Genomic DNA, 19,576 nt, shown 5'->3' on the forward strand with positions numbered 1-19,576 from the left:
CATCCTCAAGGGGTGGAGAGCGAGCGGGCATTCTACGTTCACGGCGCACCCGGTGGCGTGGAATGCATTCGCGGTGGGGGGTCTGCTAGGCTCCAGCGATGGAGGCCCCTCCCATGTCCTCTCCGGAGACCCGCCGGGGCGTCTCGCTGTTCACTCGCCTGTTCCTCCTCATCCTCGTGTGCGCGCTGCCTCCGCTCGTGGGGCTGGGCTGGAAGATGATGGACACCAACGCCCTGGCCTTGGAGGAGCTCGTGCGCCACCTGCACCGCTCCCTCGTGGGGGACGTGCAGCGCTCCGTGCGCGGCTCGCTGGCGCGCGTCGAGCAGGACCTCGAGGGACTCGGACAGATCCTCTTCGCGCCCGGCCTGGGAGACGATGCCACGCGCTTCGCCCTCGTCGGCTCGCGGGTGGCCGCCCTGGGCAATATCGACTTCGTCACGCTCTACGCCCCCAACGGCCAGAGCGTCACCACGGTGAAGGCGGACGAGGTGCCCGCTCCCCGGATCGCCTCCCGCCTGGAGGCCTCCCTGCTCGACGCGCTCGTCTCCCGGGGGCACCTGGTGGTGCGCGACGTGAGCACCGGGGCTCGGGGCGAGCCCGTGCTCGAGGTGTTCTTCCCCATCATCCGTGACGGCAGCCCGCGCGCCATCCTCGGCACCCAGGTGCGGCTCGGCGAGCTGTGCGCGTTGATGGGGGAGCTGGGCGAGCGCTTCCTCGGCGCGCGCGAGAACGTCTTCGTCGTGGACCAGCGGCGGCGGCTCGTGCTCCACGCCGACCCCGCCCGCGTGGCGGCCCGCGAGGACTTCTCCCACCACGGCCTCTTCGCGGCGCTCAGCGGCGACGCCTCCTTCTCCACGGACATGGCCGCCATCTCCGACTTCCAGCTCGAGGGCCAGGCGATGCTCGGCTCGCTGGAGGTCCTGTCCGAACATGGCTGGGCGGTGGTGGTGCAGCAGCCCCAGTCCGTGGCCTATGCGTCGCTGACGGAGATGCGCCGCTCCATCCTCGCCGCGCTCGCGCTCGCGGCCCTGGTGGCCCTGGGGGCTGGTCTGCTCGGAGCCCGGCAGCTCACCCGGCCCCTGCGCGATCTCGTCGCGGCGACCCGGGCCCTCGCCGAGCGCGCCTTCCGCGGCGTGGGCGAGCGCGTCACCCGGCGCTCGGACGAGGTGGGCACCCTGGGCCGGGCCTTCGAGGACATGGCGCGCACGCTCGCCTCCAAGGAGCGCGAGCTGCTCTCCCAGACCCAGGCGCGCGCCGCCCTCAGCCGCTACCTGTCTCCGGACGTGGTGGAGCTGGTCGTCTCCCATCCCGAGCGCCTGCGGCTCGGGGGCGAGCGCCGCGAGGTCACCATCCTCTTCGCGGACGTGGTGGGCTTCACCCACCTGTCCGAGACCCAGCCCCCGGAGGTCATCGTCGCGCTGCTCAACGAGCTGTTCACCTTCGCCACGGAGATCATCCAGCGGCGCGGGGGCATCATCGACAAGTTCATCGGCGACTGCATCATGGCCGTCTGGGGCACGCCCCAGTCCCACGAGGACGATGCCCAACGCGCGGTGCTCGCGGCCGAGGATCTGCGCCGCTGGCTCGACGTGGGCAACCGGCGCTGGCGCGAGCGCTGGGGCATCGAGATCCAGCTCGCCATGGGCGTGCACACCGGCTTCGCCGTGGCCGGCAACGTGGGCAGTGACAAGCGCATGGACTACACGGTCATCGGCGACACGGTGAACGTGGCCGCGCGTTTGGAGTCCATGGCCCAGCCAGGGCAGATCCTCGTGAGCGAGGCCACGCGCGAGCGGATCGGCGACGACTCCGTGGAGCTGGTGCCCGCGGGCGAGCGCCGGCTGCATGGCCGCTCCGCCGCCACGCGCACCTATGAGGTGCCGGTGTGAGGCTCGTTCCGGGGCAGGTGGTCGCCGGGCGTTTCCAGATCGTCCGCGCGCTGGGCGAGGGCGGCATGGGCGTCGTCTACGAGGCGGAGCAGCTCGGCCTCGGCCGGCTCGTGGCCCTCAAGGTGATGCACCCGCATATCTCCAGCGCTCCGGGCTTCGTGGAGCGCTTCCATCGCGAGGCCCAGGTGCTCGCCCGGCTGCGCCACCCGGGCTCGGTGGAGGTGTATGACTTCGGGGCCGATGAGGAGCTGCTCTTCATCGCCATGGCGCTCGTGTCCGGCGAGTCCCTGGAGGCCGTGCTCCAGCGCGAGGGCGTGCTGTCCGTGCCCCGCGCCGTGGGCCTCACCGTCCAGGTGCTGGAGGTGCTGCGGGCCGCCCACGCGCTCGGCATCATCCACCGGGATCTCAAACCCGCGAACCTCTTCCTGGAGCCCCACCCGGAGGGCGAGCGCGTGAAGGTGCTCGACTTCGGCCTCGCCACGCTGAGTGAGTCCTGGCACACGCGCATCACCCAGGCGGGCACCGCCGTGGGCACTCCGGGCTTCATGTCGCCGGAGCAGATGCGGGGCGGGCTCGTGGACGGGCGGAGCGATCTCTACGCGCTGGGGTGTGTCCTCCACGAGCTGCTCACGGGCTCGCCCCCCTTTCCCGTGGGGCCCTCGGTGGAAGTGTCCGCCGCGCACCTCTACCGGCCCGTGCCCTCGTTGCGCGAGGCCCGGCCCGACCTGTCGTTCCCGGCGCGGCTGGAGTCCGCCGTGATGCGGGCGATGGAGAAGCTGCCCACGGCGCGTCCGGTGGACGCCGCGGCCATGCGCGAGGAGCTGCTCGCCGTGCTCGCCGAGCCGGTGCCGGGCGCTCCTCCCGCGCGCCGGGGCGAGGGCAAGAAGACGGAGCGGCCCACGCCGCGCGAAGTGGCTCCGCCGGGACCCGTGGTGGGGAGCGCGCCCGTGGCCGTGCTGTCCGAGCGGACCGACGCCGGTGCTCGCCTGGTGGAGTTGCTCACCACGTGTGGCTTCCAGGCGCGCTTCGCCGAAGCGGCCGAGCCCCTGCTCGGCTTTGGCGCGCTGCTCGTCATCGCCGAGGGGCGTGCGTCGCTCGCCCGGGCGAGGGAATTGGCTGCGCGCCCGGATGTTCCGCCTGTCCTGGTGTGTGGTCCCGCGGAGGACTGGGAGCTGGTGACAGGCGCATTGGAGGGGGGCGTGTTCGACTTCATCCCCCTTCCGCCCGACCCGAGGGATCTGACCCGGAAGGTATCTCGTGCCCAGAAACTCAAACGTCAGGGTTCTCTCCCTCCTCCTCTTCCTGGTGCTGGGCCGTCCGGACGTGGCCCGGGCCCAACAGGCCGATGACGACGTGTACGTGGTCCAGCCGGGAGACACCTGCGCCAGCGTGGGACGCAGGTTCTTCGGCGACGCCTCCGCGGGCTCCGCGAAGCTGCACGCGCTCAACTCCATGGGGCCGCCGCCGCACACGCTGAAGCCAGGCACTCGGCTGCGCATCAAGGGCGACCCGGACGCCCGGCTCACCTTCGTCAAGCCCGAGGTCAACTCCAAGCGCGCCGGCAAGCCCGACTGGCTCCATGCCAATACCGGCCAGGGCCTGTGGCGCCTGGACTCCGTCAACACGCTGCGCTCGGCCGGCGCGGAGGTGACCTTTCGCGATCTCACCCGGCTGCAGATGAACGAGAACGCGCTCGTCGTCATCTACGGCCAGGAGACCCAGGCGCCGGACAAGGTGAAGAAGTCCGGTGCCGTGGAGCTGCTCCAGGGCGAGCTGAACGTGTCGCTGGCGGAGCTGCGCGGCGAGCCGCTGGGCGTGAAGATGCCGGCGGCCACGGTGGACTCGCGCTCGAGGGATTTGATTGTCGGCGTGGACGCGCAGCAGATGACGCGGCTGTCCGTCTTCGACGGCCAGGCCGAGGTGGCCGCCCAGGGCCAGCGCGTGCAGGTGCCCCGCGACCATGGGACGCGGGTGGAGAAGGGCAAGGTGCCCGAGAAGCCCCGCCCGTTGCCCGAGGCGCCGGAGTGGGTGGGCGGTGTGCGCTCGGTGCGGCTGTTGCTGGACGGCGCGGGCGTGGACGAGACGCTGCCGTGGACGCCCGTGCCGCGCGCGGCGTCCTACCGGGTGGAGCTCGCGCGGGATGAGCGTTTCAATGATCGGCTGCACACGGAGACGGTCCCCGCCGGGCCGGAGCCGTTGAAGTCCGTGGTGCCCGCGCTGGCGCCTGGCGAGTACTTCGCTCGGGTGCGAGCCGTGGATGCCGCGGGCCTGCTGGGCCGGGCCTCCGCCGTGCGCCGGGTCGAGGTGCTCCGGGTGAAGACGCAGCGCGGAACCCTCGGACCCCAGGGGCTCCAGGGCACGCCTCCCCTCGAGTTCTCCGTGGACGGCGCCGAGTCCCTGGACGCGCGGCTCGATGGCGCCCCCGTGACACTGCCCCTGCGCGTGGAAGCCCTGGGCGCGCACACGCTGGAACTGCGGCCTCGCGGCCTGCCCGACGCGCCCGCGGAGCGGTTGACGCTCACCGTGTCACCTCCGAAGGCGACCCTGGCGCTCGAGCCCCTCGGAGAGACGTTCCAGGCGCGGCTGCGGGTGGTCGACGAGCAGGGCCAGCCTCTGGACATCGCCCCTACGGCGCTGACGCTGCGCGGTCTGGAGGGCACCCGGGTGGAGCCCTTGTCCCGTCAGGCGGATGGCTCGTGGCTGGCGCGCGTGGTGCCCGCCGAGCGGGAAGGGCGGCGCGTGACCTCGGTGGAGGCCCTCTGGGGCGATACGTCCCTCGCGCGGCTCGAGGCCCAGGCTCCGCTTCCCGTCGCGCCCCCGCCACCTGCTCCGGTGGTTCCCGCGGGTCCCGAGGTGGCGCTGACGTCTCTGTTGAGTGCTCCCCCGGGAGGCCGGCGCGACGCCTCGGCCCTGCCCACCGCCTTCCTGCCGCGCTCGCTGCTCGTCGAGTTGCGCGCCCAGACCGGCGCGGCTCCCTCGGGAGCGGACGTCGCGGGCGGTCGTGCCGCGCTCTCCGTGGAGGGACGGCTGGGCGAGCGCGTGGCCCTGGGCGCGGCGCTGGCGGTGAGTCCCGAGGCGTTCTCGCGGGAGCTGTCCGCCACCCTGTCGGGCCGGGTCCTGCTGTCGGATCTGCCCACCCTGCGCGTGCTGCTGTCCTTCGAGGGCCTGTTCGCGGGTTCGGCGTTCGCCGGAGAGGAGCGTGGCGCGTGGTTGCGGCCGGCGTTGATCGCGGGAGGACAGTGGGAGCGCTGGGCCTGGTCCACCAGCCAGGGGTACGCCCTGCGGCCTGGACGGACGCGGGCGACCTGGGAGAGCGCTTACCAGGGATGGTTCCTGCCCCTGCCGACCCTGGCGCTCGGAGCCGAGGTGAACGCCCTGGTGGACGCCACGCTCGAGGCTCCGGGCCCCCATGCCTACGCGGCCGGGGTGGGTGCCCGTTGGAAGTGGAGCGGATTCGAAGTGGGCGCCTCGGTGCGCCGGGGCTTCGGTCCGGACGGAGCGAGTGTCTGGGGCGCCTGGGGAGGGCAGCTGACGCTCGGCTGGTCGGGCCTGCTCCCGCCGCTGCCGCAGTAGAGCGCCGGGCTTAAGATTCTCTTCAGCTGCGGTCCCTACGGTTCCTGGATGCAACGGGGTGCTTCTTCTTCCAAGCCCCGTTGGAGACACGACATGAACCGTTTCAAGTTCGCGGTGGTGATGGGCCTGACCGTGGGCCTGGGCGTACTGGGCTGTCACGAGGACGGGACGCCGACGGAGCCCCAGCCCGTGGATTGCTCGGGTGCCACGAGCCACTCCGAGAAGGTCGTCTGCGCGGCCAATGCCTTCATGGCCACGCTGACGGACACCGAGCGCGAGGCCCTGCTCTATGACTGGAGCGACTCGGCCGCGAAGACCGTGTGGTCGAACCTTCCCGGCGTGACGCGCAATGGTCTGGCGCTCGGCGACCTGGACGAGGACAGCCGCGCGGCGGCGCTCGCGGTCGCCGAACAGGTGATGAGCCCCGAGGGCTACGAGGAGCTGAAGGCCATCTTGGCGGCGGACGACTACCTCGGGACCCAGGGCGGCGGAGGCGGTGGTGGGGGAGGGGCCCCCGACGGCGGCGGAGGTCCTCCGGGAGGCGGCCCGCCCGATGGGGGCGGGGGTCCTCCTCCGGGTGGAGGTTTTCCGGGTGGTGGTGGCTACTCCTCGGACAACTATTCCATCGCCTTCATTGGAACGCCCTCCGTGGCGGGCGACTGGATGTTGCAACTGGGTGGTCACCACCTGGCCATCAACGTGACGTATCGCAACGGCGTCGCGAGCCCGACCCCCAACTTCATCGGCGTCGAGCCGCAGACGTGGACGAGTGGAGGCCTCACCTACTCCCCGCTGACGGACGAGCGCATCGCGGTGTTCGGCATCTTCGACTCCTTCTCCGAGGCGCAGAAGACCTCCGCCCGGATCACCAACAATGGGCAGCCCGTGGTGTACGGGGACGTCACGGTGGGCCCGGACAACGGAAGCGGTGTGTACCCGACGGACTATCCGACGGGAGCGGACCGCGTGGGCGTCCTCGTGTCGAGCCTCACGGCGCAGCAGCAGGCGCTGGTGACGGCCGCCATCTCGGCCTGGGTGAAGGACTACAGCCCGGACATCTCCGAGGCCCTGCTCGCCGAGTACACCTCGGCCGCGGCGTACGCCGACACCTACGTGGCCTGGGCGGGAGATCAGCTCGACCCGAACGTGAATGGCACCTACGTGCGCATCGATGGTCCCCGGCTGTGGATCGAGTTCGCCTGCCAGTCGGGCGTGGTCTTCCGCGACCAGATCCACTTCCACACCATCCTGCGCGACAAGACGATGGATTACGGCCAAGGCCTCTGAGCTCCCCCATGAACCGGACCCTTCCCGCGTGGGCGCTGCTCCTGGCGCTCGTCCTCGTCGGCGTGGCCGCTCCCGTGGCCGCCCATCCCCTGCGCTCGACCGCCGTCCTCCTCGAGCTGCGAGGGCAAGCCGTCGGGGGCGAGGTGCAACTGCCGTTGGATCAACTGGAGCTCACCCTCCGGCGCGGCCTGCTCGAGGAGACCTCGACCCTGGTGGCGCGCAGGGGCGAGGAGCTCATGCGCTACCTGGGGGAGCACCTGTCCGTGCAGGCTCCGGATGGCCGGGCGTTCCGCGTGGACCTCCTCTCTCCGGAGGTGCGCCGGATCGACGGCTCCGAGTTCCTCGTGGTGAAGCTCTCCATGAGCCCTCCCCCCGGCGCGACGGCCCGTGCGCTCACCCTGCGCTACGACGCCATCCTCCACCGGGTCGTCACGCACTCGGTCTTCGTCTACGTCCGCAGTGACTTCGAGGGCGGTGTCTTCTCCGCGCATCCCGAGCTGCTCGGGGTGCTGCGGTATCGAAGCACGAGCCTGGGGATGGATCGCTCGGACGGCTCGTGGTGGCGGGGCTTCCAGTCCGTCTTCGTCCTGGGGACCCGGCACATCGCCGAGGGCACCGATCACCTGCTCTTCCTGCTGGTCCTCCTGCTCGCCGCGCCCCTGCTCGGGGCCGGGGGGCGGTGGGCGCCGTCGCCCTCCACGGGCCACGGCGTGAAACAGGTCGTCAAGGTGGTGAGTGCCTTCACGCTCGGCCATTCCCTGACGCTGGCGGCGGGGGCCCTGGGCGTCCTCCAGGTGCCCCAGGCGCCCGTGGAGATCCTCATCGCCGTGTCGATCCTCGTGTCGGCCGTCCACGCGCTGCGCCCCCTGTTCTCCGGTCGCGAGCCGCTCATCGCCGTGGCGTTCGGGCTCGTGCATGGGCTCGCGTTCTCGACGGTGCTCGCGGAGTTCGGCCTCGACACCCGGGCGCTCGTGTTGAGCGTGCTGGCCTTCAACCTGGGCATCGAGGCCATGCAGCTCGCGGTGGTCGCGGTGACCCTGCCCTGGCTGCTCGTGTTGAGCCGTTCTCCCGTCCACGCGCTCGTGCGGGGGGCCGGCGCGTGCTTCGCGGGAGTGGCCGCGGTGGGGTGGATCGCCGAGCGCGCGTTCGCCCTCCAGACGCCCATCGTCCCCTTCGTGGAGGCCATCGCCGGGCACGCGCTGCTCGGGGTCGCGCTCCTGGCGGGACTGTCGCTCGCCGTGGTGGGTGGAACCCGGCTTCGCGCTCGCCGGGCTGGGAATCTCCTCTCCGCCACCATGGCGGGCCCGGCGCCGGGAGGACTGGGCCAAGGAGTCAGCGGCGGAGGACATGCGTAGGAAGCCCGGGGATTACCCCGTGGACACTCGGCTGGTCGGGCCTGCTCCCGCCGCTGCCACAGGAGCTCCAGACTGTCTGAGATAGGGCGTTGGGATGGCATGGGCATTGCTCCTCCCAGCCACACCTTTGACGCCTTCCCCGGGCCCTTCTCGTAGGTGTCCAGGCAGCACAATGAGCCCTCGATTTCTGAGAGTTCGAGGGGCTCTTCTGAGAATCCGAGGAAAGCGCGGTAGTGCCGTGTCAAGCGCTTTGTCTATTGCGCGTCCATCCAGCTTGGAATATTCAATACCCATGCGCGAGTGGGCTCCGTGTCTGGAGCGCGCGTCAGGAGGAACTGAAATGGGCAAGGTCAACAATAACGCGCCATCGTACCACTACCACTACAACAATTCCGGACAGGGATATTCGACGAATGGAGCGTCTCACAGCTCCGCTCCTCAGCAGACTCATCAGAGCACGCATCAGCCGTACGCGCATCCTCAGCAGGCCTCCCCCCACAGCGCCTACTCGAGTCAGCCGGGACCGTCGCATGGCTATCACCAGGCCTATGGCTCCAACCTCCAACATGCATCACACCATCATGGTGTGTACAACCACGGGTCGGCCAAATCCGTAGGGTATGGAGGCGCGCCTCAAGCGTCCCAGTTTTGTTTCGTCAAGCAGCCGAAAACCTATCCTGACTCCAACCTTTGCGCGTTCTACGCGCTGCACCACTTCTTCAACGGACAGGTGAGCAAGTCGGAGTTCATCCAAAGGGCGAGCAACCACTACCAGCAGATGCTGGGTATGACAGCGGAGGATGCGCAAGCGCTCGTGCTGGGTGGTAATGATCCTGGAGCCCTGAACCTGTACGGCTTGCAAGAGGGCAGCGAGAAGTCACTCCGACAGAAGGGGCAGGGCATCGTCGCGAACGTCAATACCGGCCACTTCTTCGCCGTGCGCAAGGAGAACGGCAAGTGGACCAGCTATGACAGCTACAACCACTCGGCCCCGAAGAAGTACAACTCCTTCGAGGAACTCAAGAAGGCGGAGATTGGCAACAGCCCGCTCTACGTCATGTAGATGAATGGGGCCGGCGTGGCCCAAGGCCCTGCGCCCTCCGCCATCGACTCCCTGCTGAAGGGGATTAGAGTGTCCGGGCATGGAGATGCCCGAGTTCATCGAGGCGCGCCGACCGCGCTGGCAGCAACTGGAGTCCCTGCTCGACAAGGCCGAGGGCAAGGGGCTGCGCGCCCTGGAACTGGAGGAGGCCCGCTCGCTGGGGCGGCTCTACCGTGCCGTCTCGAGCGACCTGCTGTGGGTGCGCGCGCGCAGTGGCGCCGCCGACGTGAGCGAGTACCTCAATGATCTGGTGGGCCGGGCCTACGCGCTCACCTATCCGGGCGAGCGGCCGAGGTTCGCGGACGTGTGGAACTTCATCGCCCGGGGGTTTCCCGCGCTGCTGCGCCAGGAGTGGCGCATGTACGCGGCGTCGGTGCTGCTGTTCCTCGCGGGCCTGGGCTTCGGCTACCTGGGCATGCTGGTGGATCCGGACGCCGCGCCCTACCTCGTCCCCGCCGAGCACCTGAACCTGGACCCGCTCCAGCGCGCCCGGGACGAGGCCGCGGGGCAGGGGGCGAGCGTGGGCGAGCAGGCCCAGTTCACCACCTTCCTCTTCACCCACAACATCCAGGTGGCCTTCCTCGCCTTCGCGCTGGGCATCACCGCGGGCGTGGGCACGGGCATCATGCTCTTCAGCAACGGGCTGATGCTGGGCGCGCTCGCGCAGGTGTACACGGCCAAGGGCATGGCGGGCTGGTTCTGGGCGTGGATCCTCCCGCACGGCATTCCGGAGATCACCGCCATCTGCATCGCGGGCGCGGCGGGTCTCGTCATCGCCCGGGGGCAGGTGGCGCCGCGAGGACTGCCCCGCGGCGTGGCGCTGCGTCAGGAGGCGGTGCGCGCGGTGCGGCTGCTCTTCGGCACGCTCGCGCTCTTCGTGCTCGCGGGCTTCATCGAGGGCACCATCTCTCAAATCCACCCGCCCAAGCTGTCGGTGGCCTTCAAGGTGTCCTTCGCCCTGATGGTGGGCCTGGGCGTCTATGCCTATCTCGGCTCGGATTGGATGCGCGGGGCGGGCCGCGCGCGGGACGGGGCGGAGGACGGGCGCCCCAGGTGACCCACGGGCCTGGGGTGGACCATGTGCGCTGACTCAGCAAGGGCGAGGGGGACAGGGCTGCTGCTCGCCCTGGCCCTCTTGTCCAACGGCTGTGGGTCGCTGACGCCTCGGCCCGGCCCGGGGCGGAGCCTTCGCTACACCCCCCATGTCGTCACGGGGCTCGCGGGGACCGGAGGGGCGGGCGAGGAGTCGCCGCTCGTCCTCGACTCTCAGCCGACCTCCCCGCTTGGGCCCGAGGCGCCAGAGCGGCTGCACCGTCGCCGCGGCTCCCGGGAAGCCGTGACGGTGGCGGACCCTGGCAGCGCCGACGCGACGGTGTGGCGGAGCGCCCTCGCGGCCCACCTGGCCTTTCGCAAGGGCGTGGGCGAGGTGTCCGGCTCCACCCGCCGCATCTCCCGCGAGCTCTCCAGACTCAAGGCCAGCAACCTCGGCATCGCTGGCGCGGGCAACGGCATCTTCGTCCGCTATGTCGACCAGGGCGAAGCTCAGCTGCGGTGGATTGACGCTGAGCTTGCCGCCGCCACGGAGCTGGCCGCCGAGGCGTCGGAGGTGAAGGACCCGGACATGCAGCTCGCCCTGCTGCGCCTCGCGGGCCCACGGCTGGAGGCCGCCATGATGGGCTCCATGCTGCTGGCCGTGTGGTTTGACTTCCTCAACCTCGCCGACGCCGCGCTCTCCCGACGCCTCTACGGCGTGGAGGCGCTCTTCATGAGGATGGATGGCTGGCAGAAGATGATGGAGCCCTCCATGAGGGCTCTCTCCTCCCTGGAGCCAGAGCAGGTGGAGTCAGCGGCGGAGGACATGCCCGCGCTGGTAGGCCACCTCACGGGCGAATTCGCCGCACTCCTCGAGGCCATGAACAAGGGGGCGAAAGTCCTCGAGACGGCGCTGGTGCTGAAGGAGTCCATGGAGGCGCTCACCAGCCTGTCGGTGCTGAAGTTCACGTTGCCCGCGTTGCGCGCGGCTACTCCCGCCATGCTCGGCGCGAGCCTCATGGTGGGCCCCAACGGGGTGATGATGGGGACGCGGGTGGTGGTGTCCGCCGAGTGGGTGGAGATGATGCGCCAGTTGGTGCGAGCGGGCGTCCTCTCCGTGCCTGTCGTCAGCGCCGCCGTGCGGATTCAGGCCGGCCACGTGATGATGGCACAGGGCCACGGCGACCTTCCCAGGGGCGTGCGCGACGCGCTTGGCGATGCGCCCGAGGTGCGGGCCATGCGTGTGACGGGCAAGACGGGCGCCGGGATGGCCGAGCCCCCGCGTCATCACGTCATGCCGAAGGAGTTCCGCGAGTGGTTCGAGAAGCGCGGCTTCACCGGCAAGATGAGAATCGACTGGTTCTGCGTCACGCTTCAGCAGCCGCACCATCAGGCGATTCACGGCGGTGGAAACTGGATGCTGGGGCGCCAATGGTCCGGTGAATGGAACCGGATGATCATGGAGGTGCTGTACGATGCCGAGTCCAAGGCGGGCCGGATGTTGACTCGGAACGAGATCCTCAAGATCGTCGCGGGCTATATGAACTTGTACGACATCCCGATGAACTTCGTCCGCTGCCGAGGGAAATGAGCGATGGCCGACGGACGTTCCTGGGAGGGTAACTGGAAGGTGCGCCTGTACGAGCGGGTCCGCGAGCGAGGTTACGACTCGCTCACCGCCTTCGCCGAGGAGCGCCCCGTTGCCTCGCTGGTGGCGCTGGCTGAGGAGCTTGGCCCGGACGACATCGCGGGAGTGCAGGTGTTTAGCGGTTTGCTTGCCGAGGCGGAGCGAAGCCGCCGAGTCACGCGCTTGATACGCGGCCAACTCGTGCGCGAGCTGGCCGAAGCACTCCCCAACGGCTGGCCAGCCGTGCTCGACGACGCAAACCGTTTCGACGTCGCCCATGCACTTGCCCGTTGGGGGACCTTCACTCCAGACCCCCATAAGGAGCGCGTCAGGCGAATCGGTGATGCACTCCTCGCCTCGCCACCACCACCCGGTTGGCGCCCGCGCGGGCCCGACGACGAGCTACTGCTCACGCTCCTGCCCGACGAAGAAGCGTGAGCTTCACTCCTGGAAGGACCATGAGCGAGGATCGTTCCTGGGAGGGCAACTGGAAAGCCCGCTTGTATGAGCGGATCCGCGAGCGGGGTTACGACTCGGTCACGGCCTTCGCGAACGCCCGCCCCACTGCCTCCTTGGTTGCGCTGGCCGACGAGTTGGGTCCGGACGACATCGCAGGGGTGCAGGTGTTGAGTGGGTTGCTCGCCGAGGCGGAGCAGCGCAATCAGGTCACTCGCTTCGTGCGTGATGTGCTCGTGCGCATGTTGTCCCAGAGTCTTCCCGATGGGTGGCCGACTGTGCTGGACGATGCCAACCGCTTCAAGGTGGCCAAGGCAGTTGGTCGCTGGTTTGCGTACACCCCAGAAACCCACAAGGAGCGCGCCGATAGGGCTGGTGATGCACTCCTTGCCTCGCCACCGCCGCCCGGTTGGCGCCCGCTCGGGCCCGACGACGAGCTGTTGCTGAATCTCCTGCCCGACGAAGAAGCCTGAGCTTCACGCCTGTACGAGCGGGTCCGCGAGCGGGGCTACGACTCGCGACGGGGCGGCTACTCCGCCCAGGTGAGCACTTCCAGCATGCGGACGAACCCGCGGTCCGCGCTGACCACCGCCACCACGAAGCCGGCGGACTCGCCCGGGCCTCCACGGCCCTCGCTGCGCCAGTCCGCGACGTAGATGCGGTTGCCCGTGTTGTAGATCCGCGCGAGCCACGCCAGCGCGCCATTCACCTCGGCCGTGCTCGGCGTGCCGTAGGACGTCCTCGCCTTGAGCCGCGCGGTGAGCTCCTCGATGTTGACGGGCTCGAAGTAGGTCTGCCTGTCGTAGGAGCTGCCGAACACCCACGTGTACGCGTTCGTCAGCGTCACCTGGTTGGCCACCCCCGTGCCCTCGGGGATGGAGCCCTCCTTGATGCGCGAGCTGCTGGCGAGCGGCCCGCTGGCGCCGAACACCTGGGCCGGCGTGCTCGAGACCGACTCCAGGCTCAGGGGGGCCTCGTAGTCCTCCGCGTCGTTCAGCTCGTGGAAGTCGAAGAGGTACTTCTTCGCCGCCGCCTCCAGGCCGGTGAGGAACGTGGGGTTGGACACCCTGGTGGACAGGTAGCTCGCCTCCTGCGCGTCCACCCACCCGTCCACGATGAATGCGTCCAGCGCCGTGATGAGCTCCTGGCGCAGGACCGTCGCTCCCCCGGGGCTGCTGGCGGTGCGCGCGCTGGCCACCCGGGACTCGAAGAGCGGCCTGGCCGTGGTGACGTCCGCCTTCGCGGCCGGAGCGGCCAGCAGCGCCAGTCCACCGAGCAGGGAGCAGAGGAGGGTCGCGCTCTTCATGGGATGACCTCGCGTCGGCCCCGGGGAGCCGTTCAGGTGCTGAGCGGCCTCTCTCTTACCTCCTTATTGAACAGGGGGAACGTAAAATTCTCGTTTCATTGCTTTTACCCGCTTTCAGGGCTGATGCGGGCGTGGGGCAATGTCCGGCCTACAACACCCCGCGCGCCTTGATGTCGAGGTAGCGGTTCACGGCGGCGAGGCTCAACTCGTCGGGCCGCACGTCGAGCATGTGCACGCCGCCGGCGCCCACCTTGGCCTTGAGGGTCTCTCGGTCCGAGAGCAGCTCACTGGCCACGGCCTGCTGGTAGGCCTGCTCGGGGCCGGCGGGAGGGGTGCGCAGCAGGGTGGTGAGCGCGGTGTCGCGCACGGACAGGCACAGGGGGACGTGCCGCCGGGCCAGCCGGTGCAGGGGCGCCACCAGGGTGGAGGCCTGCTCCTCGTCGAGGAAGTCCGTGAACACGCACAGGAGGCTGCGCCGGTTCAGGCGCACGTTGAGCTCCTTGAAGAGCGCCAGGTAGTCCACGTAGGTGAGGCTGGGCGTGGTGGCGTAGAGCGTGTCCAGTATCTTCCGGTACTGGAGGCGGCCCGCCGCCGGGGGCAGGTACGCCTTCACGCCATCGGCGAACACGGCGAGCCCCACGCGGTCTCCATTGCGCACCGCCACGAAGGCCAGGAAGAGCGCCGCGTTGACGGCGTGGTCCAGCTTGGTGAGCCCGTCCACCTGCGCCGCCATGGAGCGGCCCGCGTCCACGCAGATGAGCAGGGATTGCGAGCGCTCGGACTCCATCACCCGCGTGACGGGCCGGGTGCGCCGGGCCGTGGCCTTCCAATCCACCTCGCGCACCGAGTCGCCCTGGGCATAGTCGCGCAGGCGCGCGAACTCGCTGCCCCGGCCATCCCGGCGCAACTGCCGCAGGCCCAGGTTCACCAGGTCCAACGCCGCGCCCGAGAGCAACAGCCGGCTGGCGCCGCGCATGTCCGGGAACACCGCCACGTCCTGGGCCGCGGGGACGCGGCGCTCGTGCAGCAGCAGGCCCAGGGGCCCGCGCACCCGCACGTGCACGTCCCCGAAGCCGAACCGCCCCCGCTTCGCCGGCGTCACCCGGTACACCCAGCGCGTCTGGCTGTCCGCGGGCAAGCGCAGCGGCGCCTCCTCGGGCTCGGCGGTGAAGGACTCGGGCACGTCGTCGCGCACCCGCACCTCCACGTCCCGGGGGCCCCGGTGCACCAGCAGCAGCTCCACCTTGTTGGGCGCGCCCACCGACAGACGGGGAGGCAGCTGCCGGCTCACCTCCAGCCGCACCCGCCGCGCCATGAGGAAGTCCAGGGCCGCGAGCGCGAGCGCGAGCGTGTCCAGGGCCAGCACCGCGCCGCCCAGGCCGGGGAAGAACCCCGCGGCCATCATCGGCACGGCGAGCAGGCACAGCAGCACCCACAGGCGCCCGGTGGGAATCACCGGGGGACCTCGACGGAGCGCACCACCTCGCGCAGCACGTCCGCGGGCGTGGCCCCATCCAGCTCCGCGTCCGGCGACAACAACAGGCGGTGCTTGAGCACCGGCTCCGCGAGGAAGCGCACGTCCTCGGGCGTGACGAAGCCCCGGCCACGCAGCGCCGCCAGGGCCTTGGACGCGAGCAGCAGGTGCACGCCGGCGCGAGGCCCCGCGCCCAGGCGGATGCGGCCGGAGGTGCGCGTGGCCCCCACGAGCTGGCGCACATAGGAGATGACGGCCGGCTCCACCGTGACGGTGTTGAGCGCCAGCCGCGCCTCCAGGATGCCCTCCTTCGTCACCGCCGCGCCCACGCCCGCGCGCTCCAGGTCGCCCGAGTCGAAGCCCCGGTGCACCGCGGCGAGGATGGCATCCTCCTCCTCGGGCGCCGGGTAGCCCACGTCGATCTTCAACAGGAAGCGGTCGAGCTGGGCCTCGGGCAGGGGGTAGGTGCCCTCGGACTCCACCGGGTTCTGCGTGGCGAAGACGGAGAAGAGCGGCGAGAGCGCCAGGTGGCGGCCCTCGAGTGACACGCCGCGCTCCTGCATGGCCTCGAGCAGGGCGGACTGCGTCTTGGCCGGGGCGCGGTTGATTTCATCCGCCAGCAAGAGGTCCGTGAAGATGGGGCCGCGCACCAGGGTGAAGGCCTGGCTCTTCAAGTCGAAGATGCTGGTGCCCAGGATGTCCGCGGGCATCAGGTCCGGGGTGAATTGAATGCGCTTGAAGTCCGCGCTGATGGAGCGCGCGAGCGCCTTGGCCATGAGCGTCTTGGCCACGCCGGGCACGCCCTCGAGCAGCACGTGGCCGCCGGCGACGAGGCCCACGAGCATCAACTCGAGCGGCTCGTCCTGTCCGACGACGGCCTTGCGCACCTCGGTGAGCACGCCCTCGCGGATGGCGTGGGCGGCGGTCACGGCGGTGGGGGAGGCGGCGGTCTGGGCGGAGGCGAAGGGGGGCGAAGTCATGGCTCCTCGGGTGTCTGGGCGGGGGGCGCGGCGGGGCGCGGCCCGGAAGAAGGCAGGCGTTGGCGCAGGGCCGCGGCGCGCGTGGCCAGGTGCAATAGCTCGCTCTCGCTGGTCACGTTCGCGGCCTTGTGGACGACTTCGCGCAGGCCCCGGGCGAGCTCCGCCTGGCCGTGCGCGGTGAGGTTCTCGGCCACGGCCTGGGCGGGCGCGTGGGCGGGCAGGCCCGCGTGCCCGGCCAGCTCCTGGAGCAGGCCCCGGCTCAGCAGGCCCGCGGCGAAGGCATGGTGGTGGCCCTCGCGGTACAGGCGGCTCATGGCGAAGAGCGCATCCGTGGTGCCCACGCGCTGGGTCTCGGGCGGAGGCCGGGGCCGGCCGAAGCGCTGGAGCGCCAGGGCCCACAGGCTCAGCCCCAGCAGCAGTTGCGCCACCGCGAAGTGCAGGCCGTAGCGGCGCGCGAAGTCCACCACCGAGCGCTCGTTGGTGAAGCCATGGTGGTGCTCGTCGAAGGCGTAGGGGCCGGGGCCCAGTGCCTCCAGGGCGCTCAGCCAGAACCGGGCGTTGTCCGCGCGCGCGAGCGCCTGGTTCATCGCCAGCTCCGGCGCCCCCACCACCAGCACCTTGCCCGTCCCGTAGGGCACCACCGCCGCCACCGTCATGCCCAGCGGCTCGTCCTCCAGCACGGGGATGGCGCCCTCGGCGGACAGCGACAGGTAGGCCTGCACGCGCGCCTCCACCCGCTCCACGCCCAGGGTGTAGGGACTGGAGAGGGGGGGCACCAGCGTTCGCATGGGCAGGGACGTGTCCGCCTTGATGAGCGACACCCCGAGCGCGTCGAGCAGCGGGTTCTCCTTCGAGCCCCAGGGCACGAGCACGAGCGAGTGGCCGGAGCGGACGTACTCGAGCAGCTTCTCCGTCTCGTCGTCGCTCAGCTCGGGCACGTGCAGCCGGTTGAAGCCGTGGCGGGGGACCTCCTCGTCCTCCAGGTCCGAGCCCCGGTCCGCGGCGAGCGCCGTCTGGTCCGGGTCGTCCTCCTGGGCGCCCTCCACCTCCACGGCGAGCAGCACGAGCGTGCCCGGCTCGGAGAGGATGCGCAGGTCCGCGGTGCGGCGCGTGACGGACAGGCCACTCTCCTGGACGAGCAGGAAGAGTCCCCGGGCCCCATCCGGCTGGGCGCGCCAGGTGGAGAGCGTGTCGGCGAAGCCGCCCCGGGCCGCGCCTCGCACGAGCCAGGCGCCCAGCACCGCGGTCAGCAGCAGGCTGCCCACCACCAGCAGGGGGAATCGGTCACGCACGGGCGGGCTCCGCGACGGCGGGCGTGGAGAGCATCGGGGCACACATCGCCCGGAAGTCGCGGTAGCCCTGCATGCCCACGGGCAGGTTGCCGTACCAGGCGAAGTCGAAGCGCAGCGTCAGCTCGCGCAGGGGAGGCACCCACTCGCTCCGGCCGCGGAACTGGCGCAGGTAGTCCCAGTTGCTCAGGCGGGGGTCATAGTGGATGGCGCCCTGGTGGTGCAGGCGCGAGAGCAGGGCGAGGTACAGGCCGCGCACCGCCTCGCGGTATTCGCCCCGGGCGGCCAGCTCGTCGGCGAGGTGGGCCCAGCCCTCGGGGGCGCGCGCCAGGGCGTTCATCGGATCCGCCGCGAACGTCGCCGCGCTCTGGCTGCTCACCTCGAGCCGCGCGCCCTCGTCCGCCTGGCCCCGGGCGTTGAACGCGCGCCACAGCACCACCGCGAGCACGCCCAGCGCGGCGGTGACGAGGACCACCACCAGCACGTTCGCCACCGCCTCACCTCCCAGGCCCGAGGCGTTGGAGCGGGGCGGGGTGGGATCCGGCCGGCGCCGGAAGAGCTCCTCGAGCGTCTTCTCGAGCCACTTGACGAAGCGCTCCCAGAGGCCGTTGGGCACGGTGTCGTCGGGGGACGCCTCCTCCTGTTCGGCCCGGGGGGCGGGCTCCTGGAACTCGGGCCGCGCGAGGATGTCCCGGGCGCGTGTCCGGGCGCTCGCGGCATCCGCCCGTTGCCGCTCCAGCTCCGTGGTGCTCGCCGCCAGGGCGAGTCCCTCGTCGAGCCGCTCCAGCGCGGCACACTCCTCGTTCTCCTCCACCTCCGCTTCCACGGAGCGCACCAGCCGCGCCACCTTCCTCGCCTCCGCCGGGCCGAGCGAGGTGAGCGTGCGCCGCCACTCCTCGAGCGCGGCCTCGTCCCACTCGCACGCTCCGGCCAGGGTCTCCACGCGCGGGACCAGATCCCCGGAGGGCTCGGAGGACGCCGCGGGTCGGGCCTGGGCGGTGGGAGCCAGGAGGTTCATTCCCAGGAGCGCGAGCAGCCCGAGCGCCGGCTTGCGGACCGGGAGCTGCTGCACCGCGGCGAGCAGATCCAACCCCTCCTGGCGCACCCGGCCATCGATCAGCAGCAGCGAGGCGGTGGCGGCGCGCAGGGGCTCGAAGAGGGTGAAGGTCACGGCGACGAGGAAGACATCCCAGGACGGGTTGTCGAGGGAGGCGAAGCGCTCGGCGAAGGTGAGATCGATGCCGAGCAGCTTGCGGCCCACGTAGAACAGGGCGTTGGCCGCGATGTGCAGGTTGAGCAGGACGAGCCCCTGCACGAGCAGCAGCAGACGCACGCCGATGGCGGTGATCTTCGCGGGCCCCAGCAGCTTCGCGCACTGACCATACAGGTTCAGCGGACTGCCCCGGCCCTGAAGGGTCGCCGCATAGCCCACGATGTGGGCGGACAGGAACACATAGGCGAGCCCCAGCGTGACGCCGAGTGTCACCGTGTTGAAGACGAGCAGGTAGGCCACCGCGCACAGCAGGCTGGGAGCGCGGGCCAGGGCGGCGCGCAGGGAGTCGCGGACCGAGGGCGCCTCGGGGCCCTGGCCGAGCAGCAGTTGCTGGACATGGTGGCAGGCGGCGCCCTGGAAGAGGCCCCGGGCGAGCCAGGCCAGGGTGAAGACCAGGGCGGGGAGGGCGAGTGGGCGGCGGTGGGACACCGCGTCCATCAGGTGGAGGAGCGCGGCGGTGACGAGCACGCCGCCGGGGAGGGTGAGGGCCCAGAGGCCCGAGCCGCGCACGCACAGGCGCAGGGCGGCATCCATCAGGGCCACGGCTCCTCGGGGGCGCAGTTCGAGTGCGGAGACGGCCATGTCTAGAGCCCCGCCGCCAGGCGAGCGGCCAGGAGGACGCCGCCATACACCACGGCGCCCGCCAGCAGGGCGAGCAGCACGTTGCCCACACTCCATTCCCGGCGCTCGGCGGACACGGCCAGGGCGCGGGTGCGCTGGTCCAGGCAGGAGGCGCACCGGTTGATGCCCTCGAACTGCGTGGTGCACTCCCGGCAGATGACGCGGCGGCATTCCACGCAGATGCCCAGTCCGGTGCGCTCTGGATGATAGTGGCAGCGGCCCGAGCCCTGAATCATGGGACGCAGCCTACGCAATCCCGGCGGCCCGAGGCCAGCACGGAGCTTCAGTCGGACAGCGGCTGGACAGGGACGC

The 19,576-nt window shown here is 70.8% G+C and carries 16 protein-coding genes; 10 read left to right on the forward strand and 6 right to left on the reverse strand.

Annotated elements, in window-relative coordinates; translation table 11 throughout:
- The first annotated feature begins 113 nt into the window (after positions 1 to 113).
- The 10 genes from F0U63_RS13125 (at position 114) to F0U63_RS13170 (ending at position 12,794) form a co-directional block, all read left to right on the forward strand.
- Complete coding sequence (locus tag F0U63_RS13125) at positions 114 to 1,889, forward strand: adenylate/guanylate cyclase domain-containing protein (RefSeq protein ID WP_395846232.1); 1,776 nt, start codon at positions 114 to 116, stop codon at positions 1,887 to 1,889.
- Positions 1,886 to 3,238 (forward strand): protein kinase, encoded by a 1,353-nt coding sequence (locus tag F0U63_RS13130; RefSeq protein WP_395846233.1) that lies wholly within the window; start codon positions 1,886 to 1,888, stop codon positions 3,236 to 3,238. Before F0U63_RS13125 ends, F0U63_RS13130 begins: the two co-directional genes overlap by 4 nt.
- Positions 3,147 to 5,462 (forward strand): FecR domain-containing protein, encoded by a 2,316-nt coding sequence (locus F0U63_RS13135; protein WP_395846234.1) that lies wholly within the window; start codon positions 3,147 to 3,149, stop codon positions 5,460 to 5,462. Before F0U63_RS13130 ends, F0U63_RS13135 begins: the two co-directional genes overlap by 92 nt.
- 93 nt (positions 5,463 to 5,555) lie before the next feature.
- Positions 5,556 to 6,749, forward strand: coding sequence for a DUF3500 domain-containing protein (locus tag F0U63_RS13140; RefSeq protein ID WP_395846235.1), 1,194 nt, complete (start codon positions 5,556 to 5,558; stop codon positions 6,747 to 6,749).
- Between the two features lie 8 nt (positions 6,750 to 6,757).
- On the forward strand, positions 6,758 to 8,104 hold the full coding sequence (locus F0U63_RS13145) for a HupE/UreJ family protein (RefSeq protein WP_395846236.1): 1,347 nt from the start codon (positions 6,758 to 6,760) through the stop codon (positions 8,102 to 8,104).
- Between the two features lie 787 nt (positions 8,105 to 8,891).
- On the forward strand, positions 8,892 to 9,167 hold the full coding sequence (locus tag F0U63_RS13150; protein WP_395846237.1) for a hypothetical protein: 276 nt from the start codon (positions 8,892 to 8,894) through the stop codon (positions 9,165 to 9,167).
- 79 nt (positions 9,168 to 9,246) lie between these two features.
- Positions 9,247 to 10,263, forward strand: coding sequence for a stage II sporulation protein M (locus F0U63_RS13155; protein WP_395846238.1), 1,017 nt, complete (start codon positions 9,247 to 9,249; stop codon positions 10,261 to 10,263).
- Between the two features lie 21 nt (positions 10,264 to 10,284).
- Positions 10,285 to 11,829, forward strand: coding sequence for a DUF2380 domain-containing protein (locus F0U63_RS13160; protein ID WP_395846239.1), 1,545 nt, complete (start codon positions 10,285 to 10,287; stop codon positions 11,827 to 11,829).
- Positions 11,830 to 11,832: 3 nt separating this feature from the next.
- Entirely contained in the window at positions 11,833 to 12,303 is a 471-nt protein-coding gene (locus F0U63_RS13165; RefSeq protein ID WP_395846240.1) for an NUDIX hydrolase, read from the forward strand.
- 20 nt (positions 12,304 to 12,323) lie between these two features.
- Entirely contained in the window at positions 12,324 to 12,794 is a 471-nt protein-coding gene (locus tag F0U63_RS13170) for an NUDIX hydrolase (RefSeq protein ID WP_395846241.1), read from the forward strand.
- Between the two features lie 56 nt (positions 12,795 to 12,850).
- On the opposite strand, the gene F0U63_RS13175 is transcribed toward F0U63_RS13170, so the two are convergent.
- The 6 genes from F0U63_RS13175 to F0U63_RS13200 all read right to left on the reverse strand — a co-directional run bounded on the left by F0U63_RS13175 (position 12,851) and on the right by F0U63_RS13200 (position 19,500).
- A complete protein-coding gene (locus F0U63_RS13175) occupies positions 12,851 to 13,627 on the reverse strand; it encodes a hypothetical protein (RefSeq protein ID WP_395846242.1) in 777 nt (258 codons plus the stop codon).
- A 148-nt stretch (positions 13,628 to 13,775) separates the two neighbouring features.
- Positions 13,776 to 15,083: a DUF58 domain-containing protein gene (locus F0U63_RS13180; protein ID WP_395846243.1), complete on the reverse strand. Its 1,308-nt coding sequence runs from the start codon at positions 15,081 to 15,083 to the stop codon at positions 13,776 to 13,778.
- A complete protein-coding gene (locus tag F0U63_RS13185) occupies positions 15,080 to 16,081 on the reverse strand; it encodes an AAA family ATPase (protein ID WP_395846244.1) in 1,002 nt (333 codons plus the stop codon). The genes F0U63_RS13180 and F0U63_RS13185 overlap by 4 nt, the downstream gene beginning before the upstream one ends.
- Positions 16,078 to 17,373 carry a DUF4350 domain-containing protein gene (locus tag F0U63_RS13190; protein WP_395846245.1) on the reverse strand — a complete coding sequence of 432 codons (1,296 nt, stop codon included), beginning with the start codon at positions 17,371 to 17,373 and terminating at the stop codon, positions 16,078 to 16,080. The genes F0U63_RS13185 and F0U63_RS13190 overlap by 4 nt, the downstream gene beginning before the upstream one ends.
- Positions 17,366 to 19,225 (reverse strand): DUF4129 domain-containing protein, encoded by a 1,860-nt coding sequence (locus tag F0U63_RS13195; protein ID WP_395846246.1) that lies wholly within the window; start codon positions 19,223 to 19,225, stop codon positions 17,366 to 17,368. Before F0U63_RS13195 ends, F0U63_RS13190 begins: the two co-directional genes overlap by 8 nt.
- A 2-nt stretch (positions 19,226 to 19,227) precedes the next feature.
- Entirely contained in the window at positions 19,228 to 19,500 is a 273-nt protein-coding gene (locus tag F0U63_RS13200; RefSeq protein ID WP_395846247.1) for a hypothetical protein, read from the reverse strand.
- Positions 19,501 to 19,576 lie beyond the last annotated feature (76 nt).

Origin of the sequence: Cystobacter fuscus (genome assembly GCF_044360685.1) — a bacterium.
Lineage (GTDB): Bacteria > Myxococcota > Myxococcia > Myxococcales > Myxococcaceae > Cystobacter > Cystobacter fuscus_C.

Coding starts and splice junctions, on each gene's coding strand:
- F0U63_RS13125 (WP_395846232.1), top strand. CDS start 114: ATGTCCTCTCCGGAGACCCGCCGGGGCGTCTCGCTGTTCACTCGCCTG.
- F0U63_RS13140 (WP_395846235.1), top strand. CDS start 5,556: ATGAACCGTTTCAAGTTCGCGGTGGTGATGGGCCTGACCGTGGGCCTG.
- F0U63_RS13145 (WP_395846236.1), top strand. CDS start 6,758: ATGAACCGGACCCTTCCCGCGTGGGCGCTGCTCCTGGCGCTCGTCCTC.
- F0U63_RS13150 (WP_395846237.1), top strand. CDS start 8,892: ATGACAGCGGAGGATGCGCAAGCGCTCGTGCTGGGTGGTAATGATCCT.
- F0U63_RS13155 (WP_395846238.1), top strand. CDS start 9,247: ATGGAGATGCCCGAGTTCATCGAGGCGCGCCGACCGCGCTGGCAGCAA.
- F0U63_RS13160 (WP_395846239.1), top strand. CDS start 10,285: ATGTGCGCTGACTCAGCAAGGGCGAGGGGGACAGGGCTGCTGCTCGCC.
- F0U63_RS13165 (WP_395846240.1), top strand. CDS start 11,833: ATGGCCGACGGACGTTCCTGGGAGGGTAACTGGAAGGTGCGCCTGTAC.
- F0U63_RS13170 (WP_395846241.1), top strand. CDS start 12,324: ATGAGCGAGGATCGTTCCTGGGAGGGCAACTGGAAAGCCCGCTTGTAT.
- F0U63_RS13175 (WP_395846242.1), bottom strand. CDS start 13,627: ATGAAGAGCGCGACCCTCCTCTGCTCCCTGCTCGGTGGACTGGCGCTG.
- F0U63_RS13185 (WP_395846244.1), bottom strand. CDS start 16,081: ATGACTTCGCCCCCCTTCGCCTCCGCCCAGACCGCCGCCTCCCCCACC.
- F0U63_RS13195 (WP_395846246.1), bottom strand. CDS start 19,225: ATGGCCGTCTCCGCACTCGAACTGCGCCCCCGAGGAGCCGTGGCCCTG.
- F0U63_RS13200 (WP_395846247.1), bottom strand. CDS start 19,500: ATGATTCAGGGCTCGGGCCGCTGCCACTATCATCCAGAGCGCACCGGA.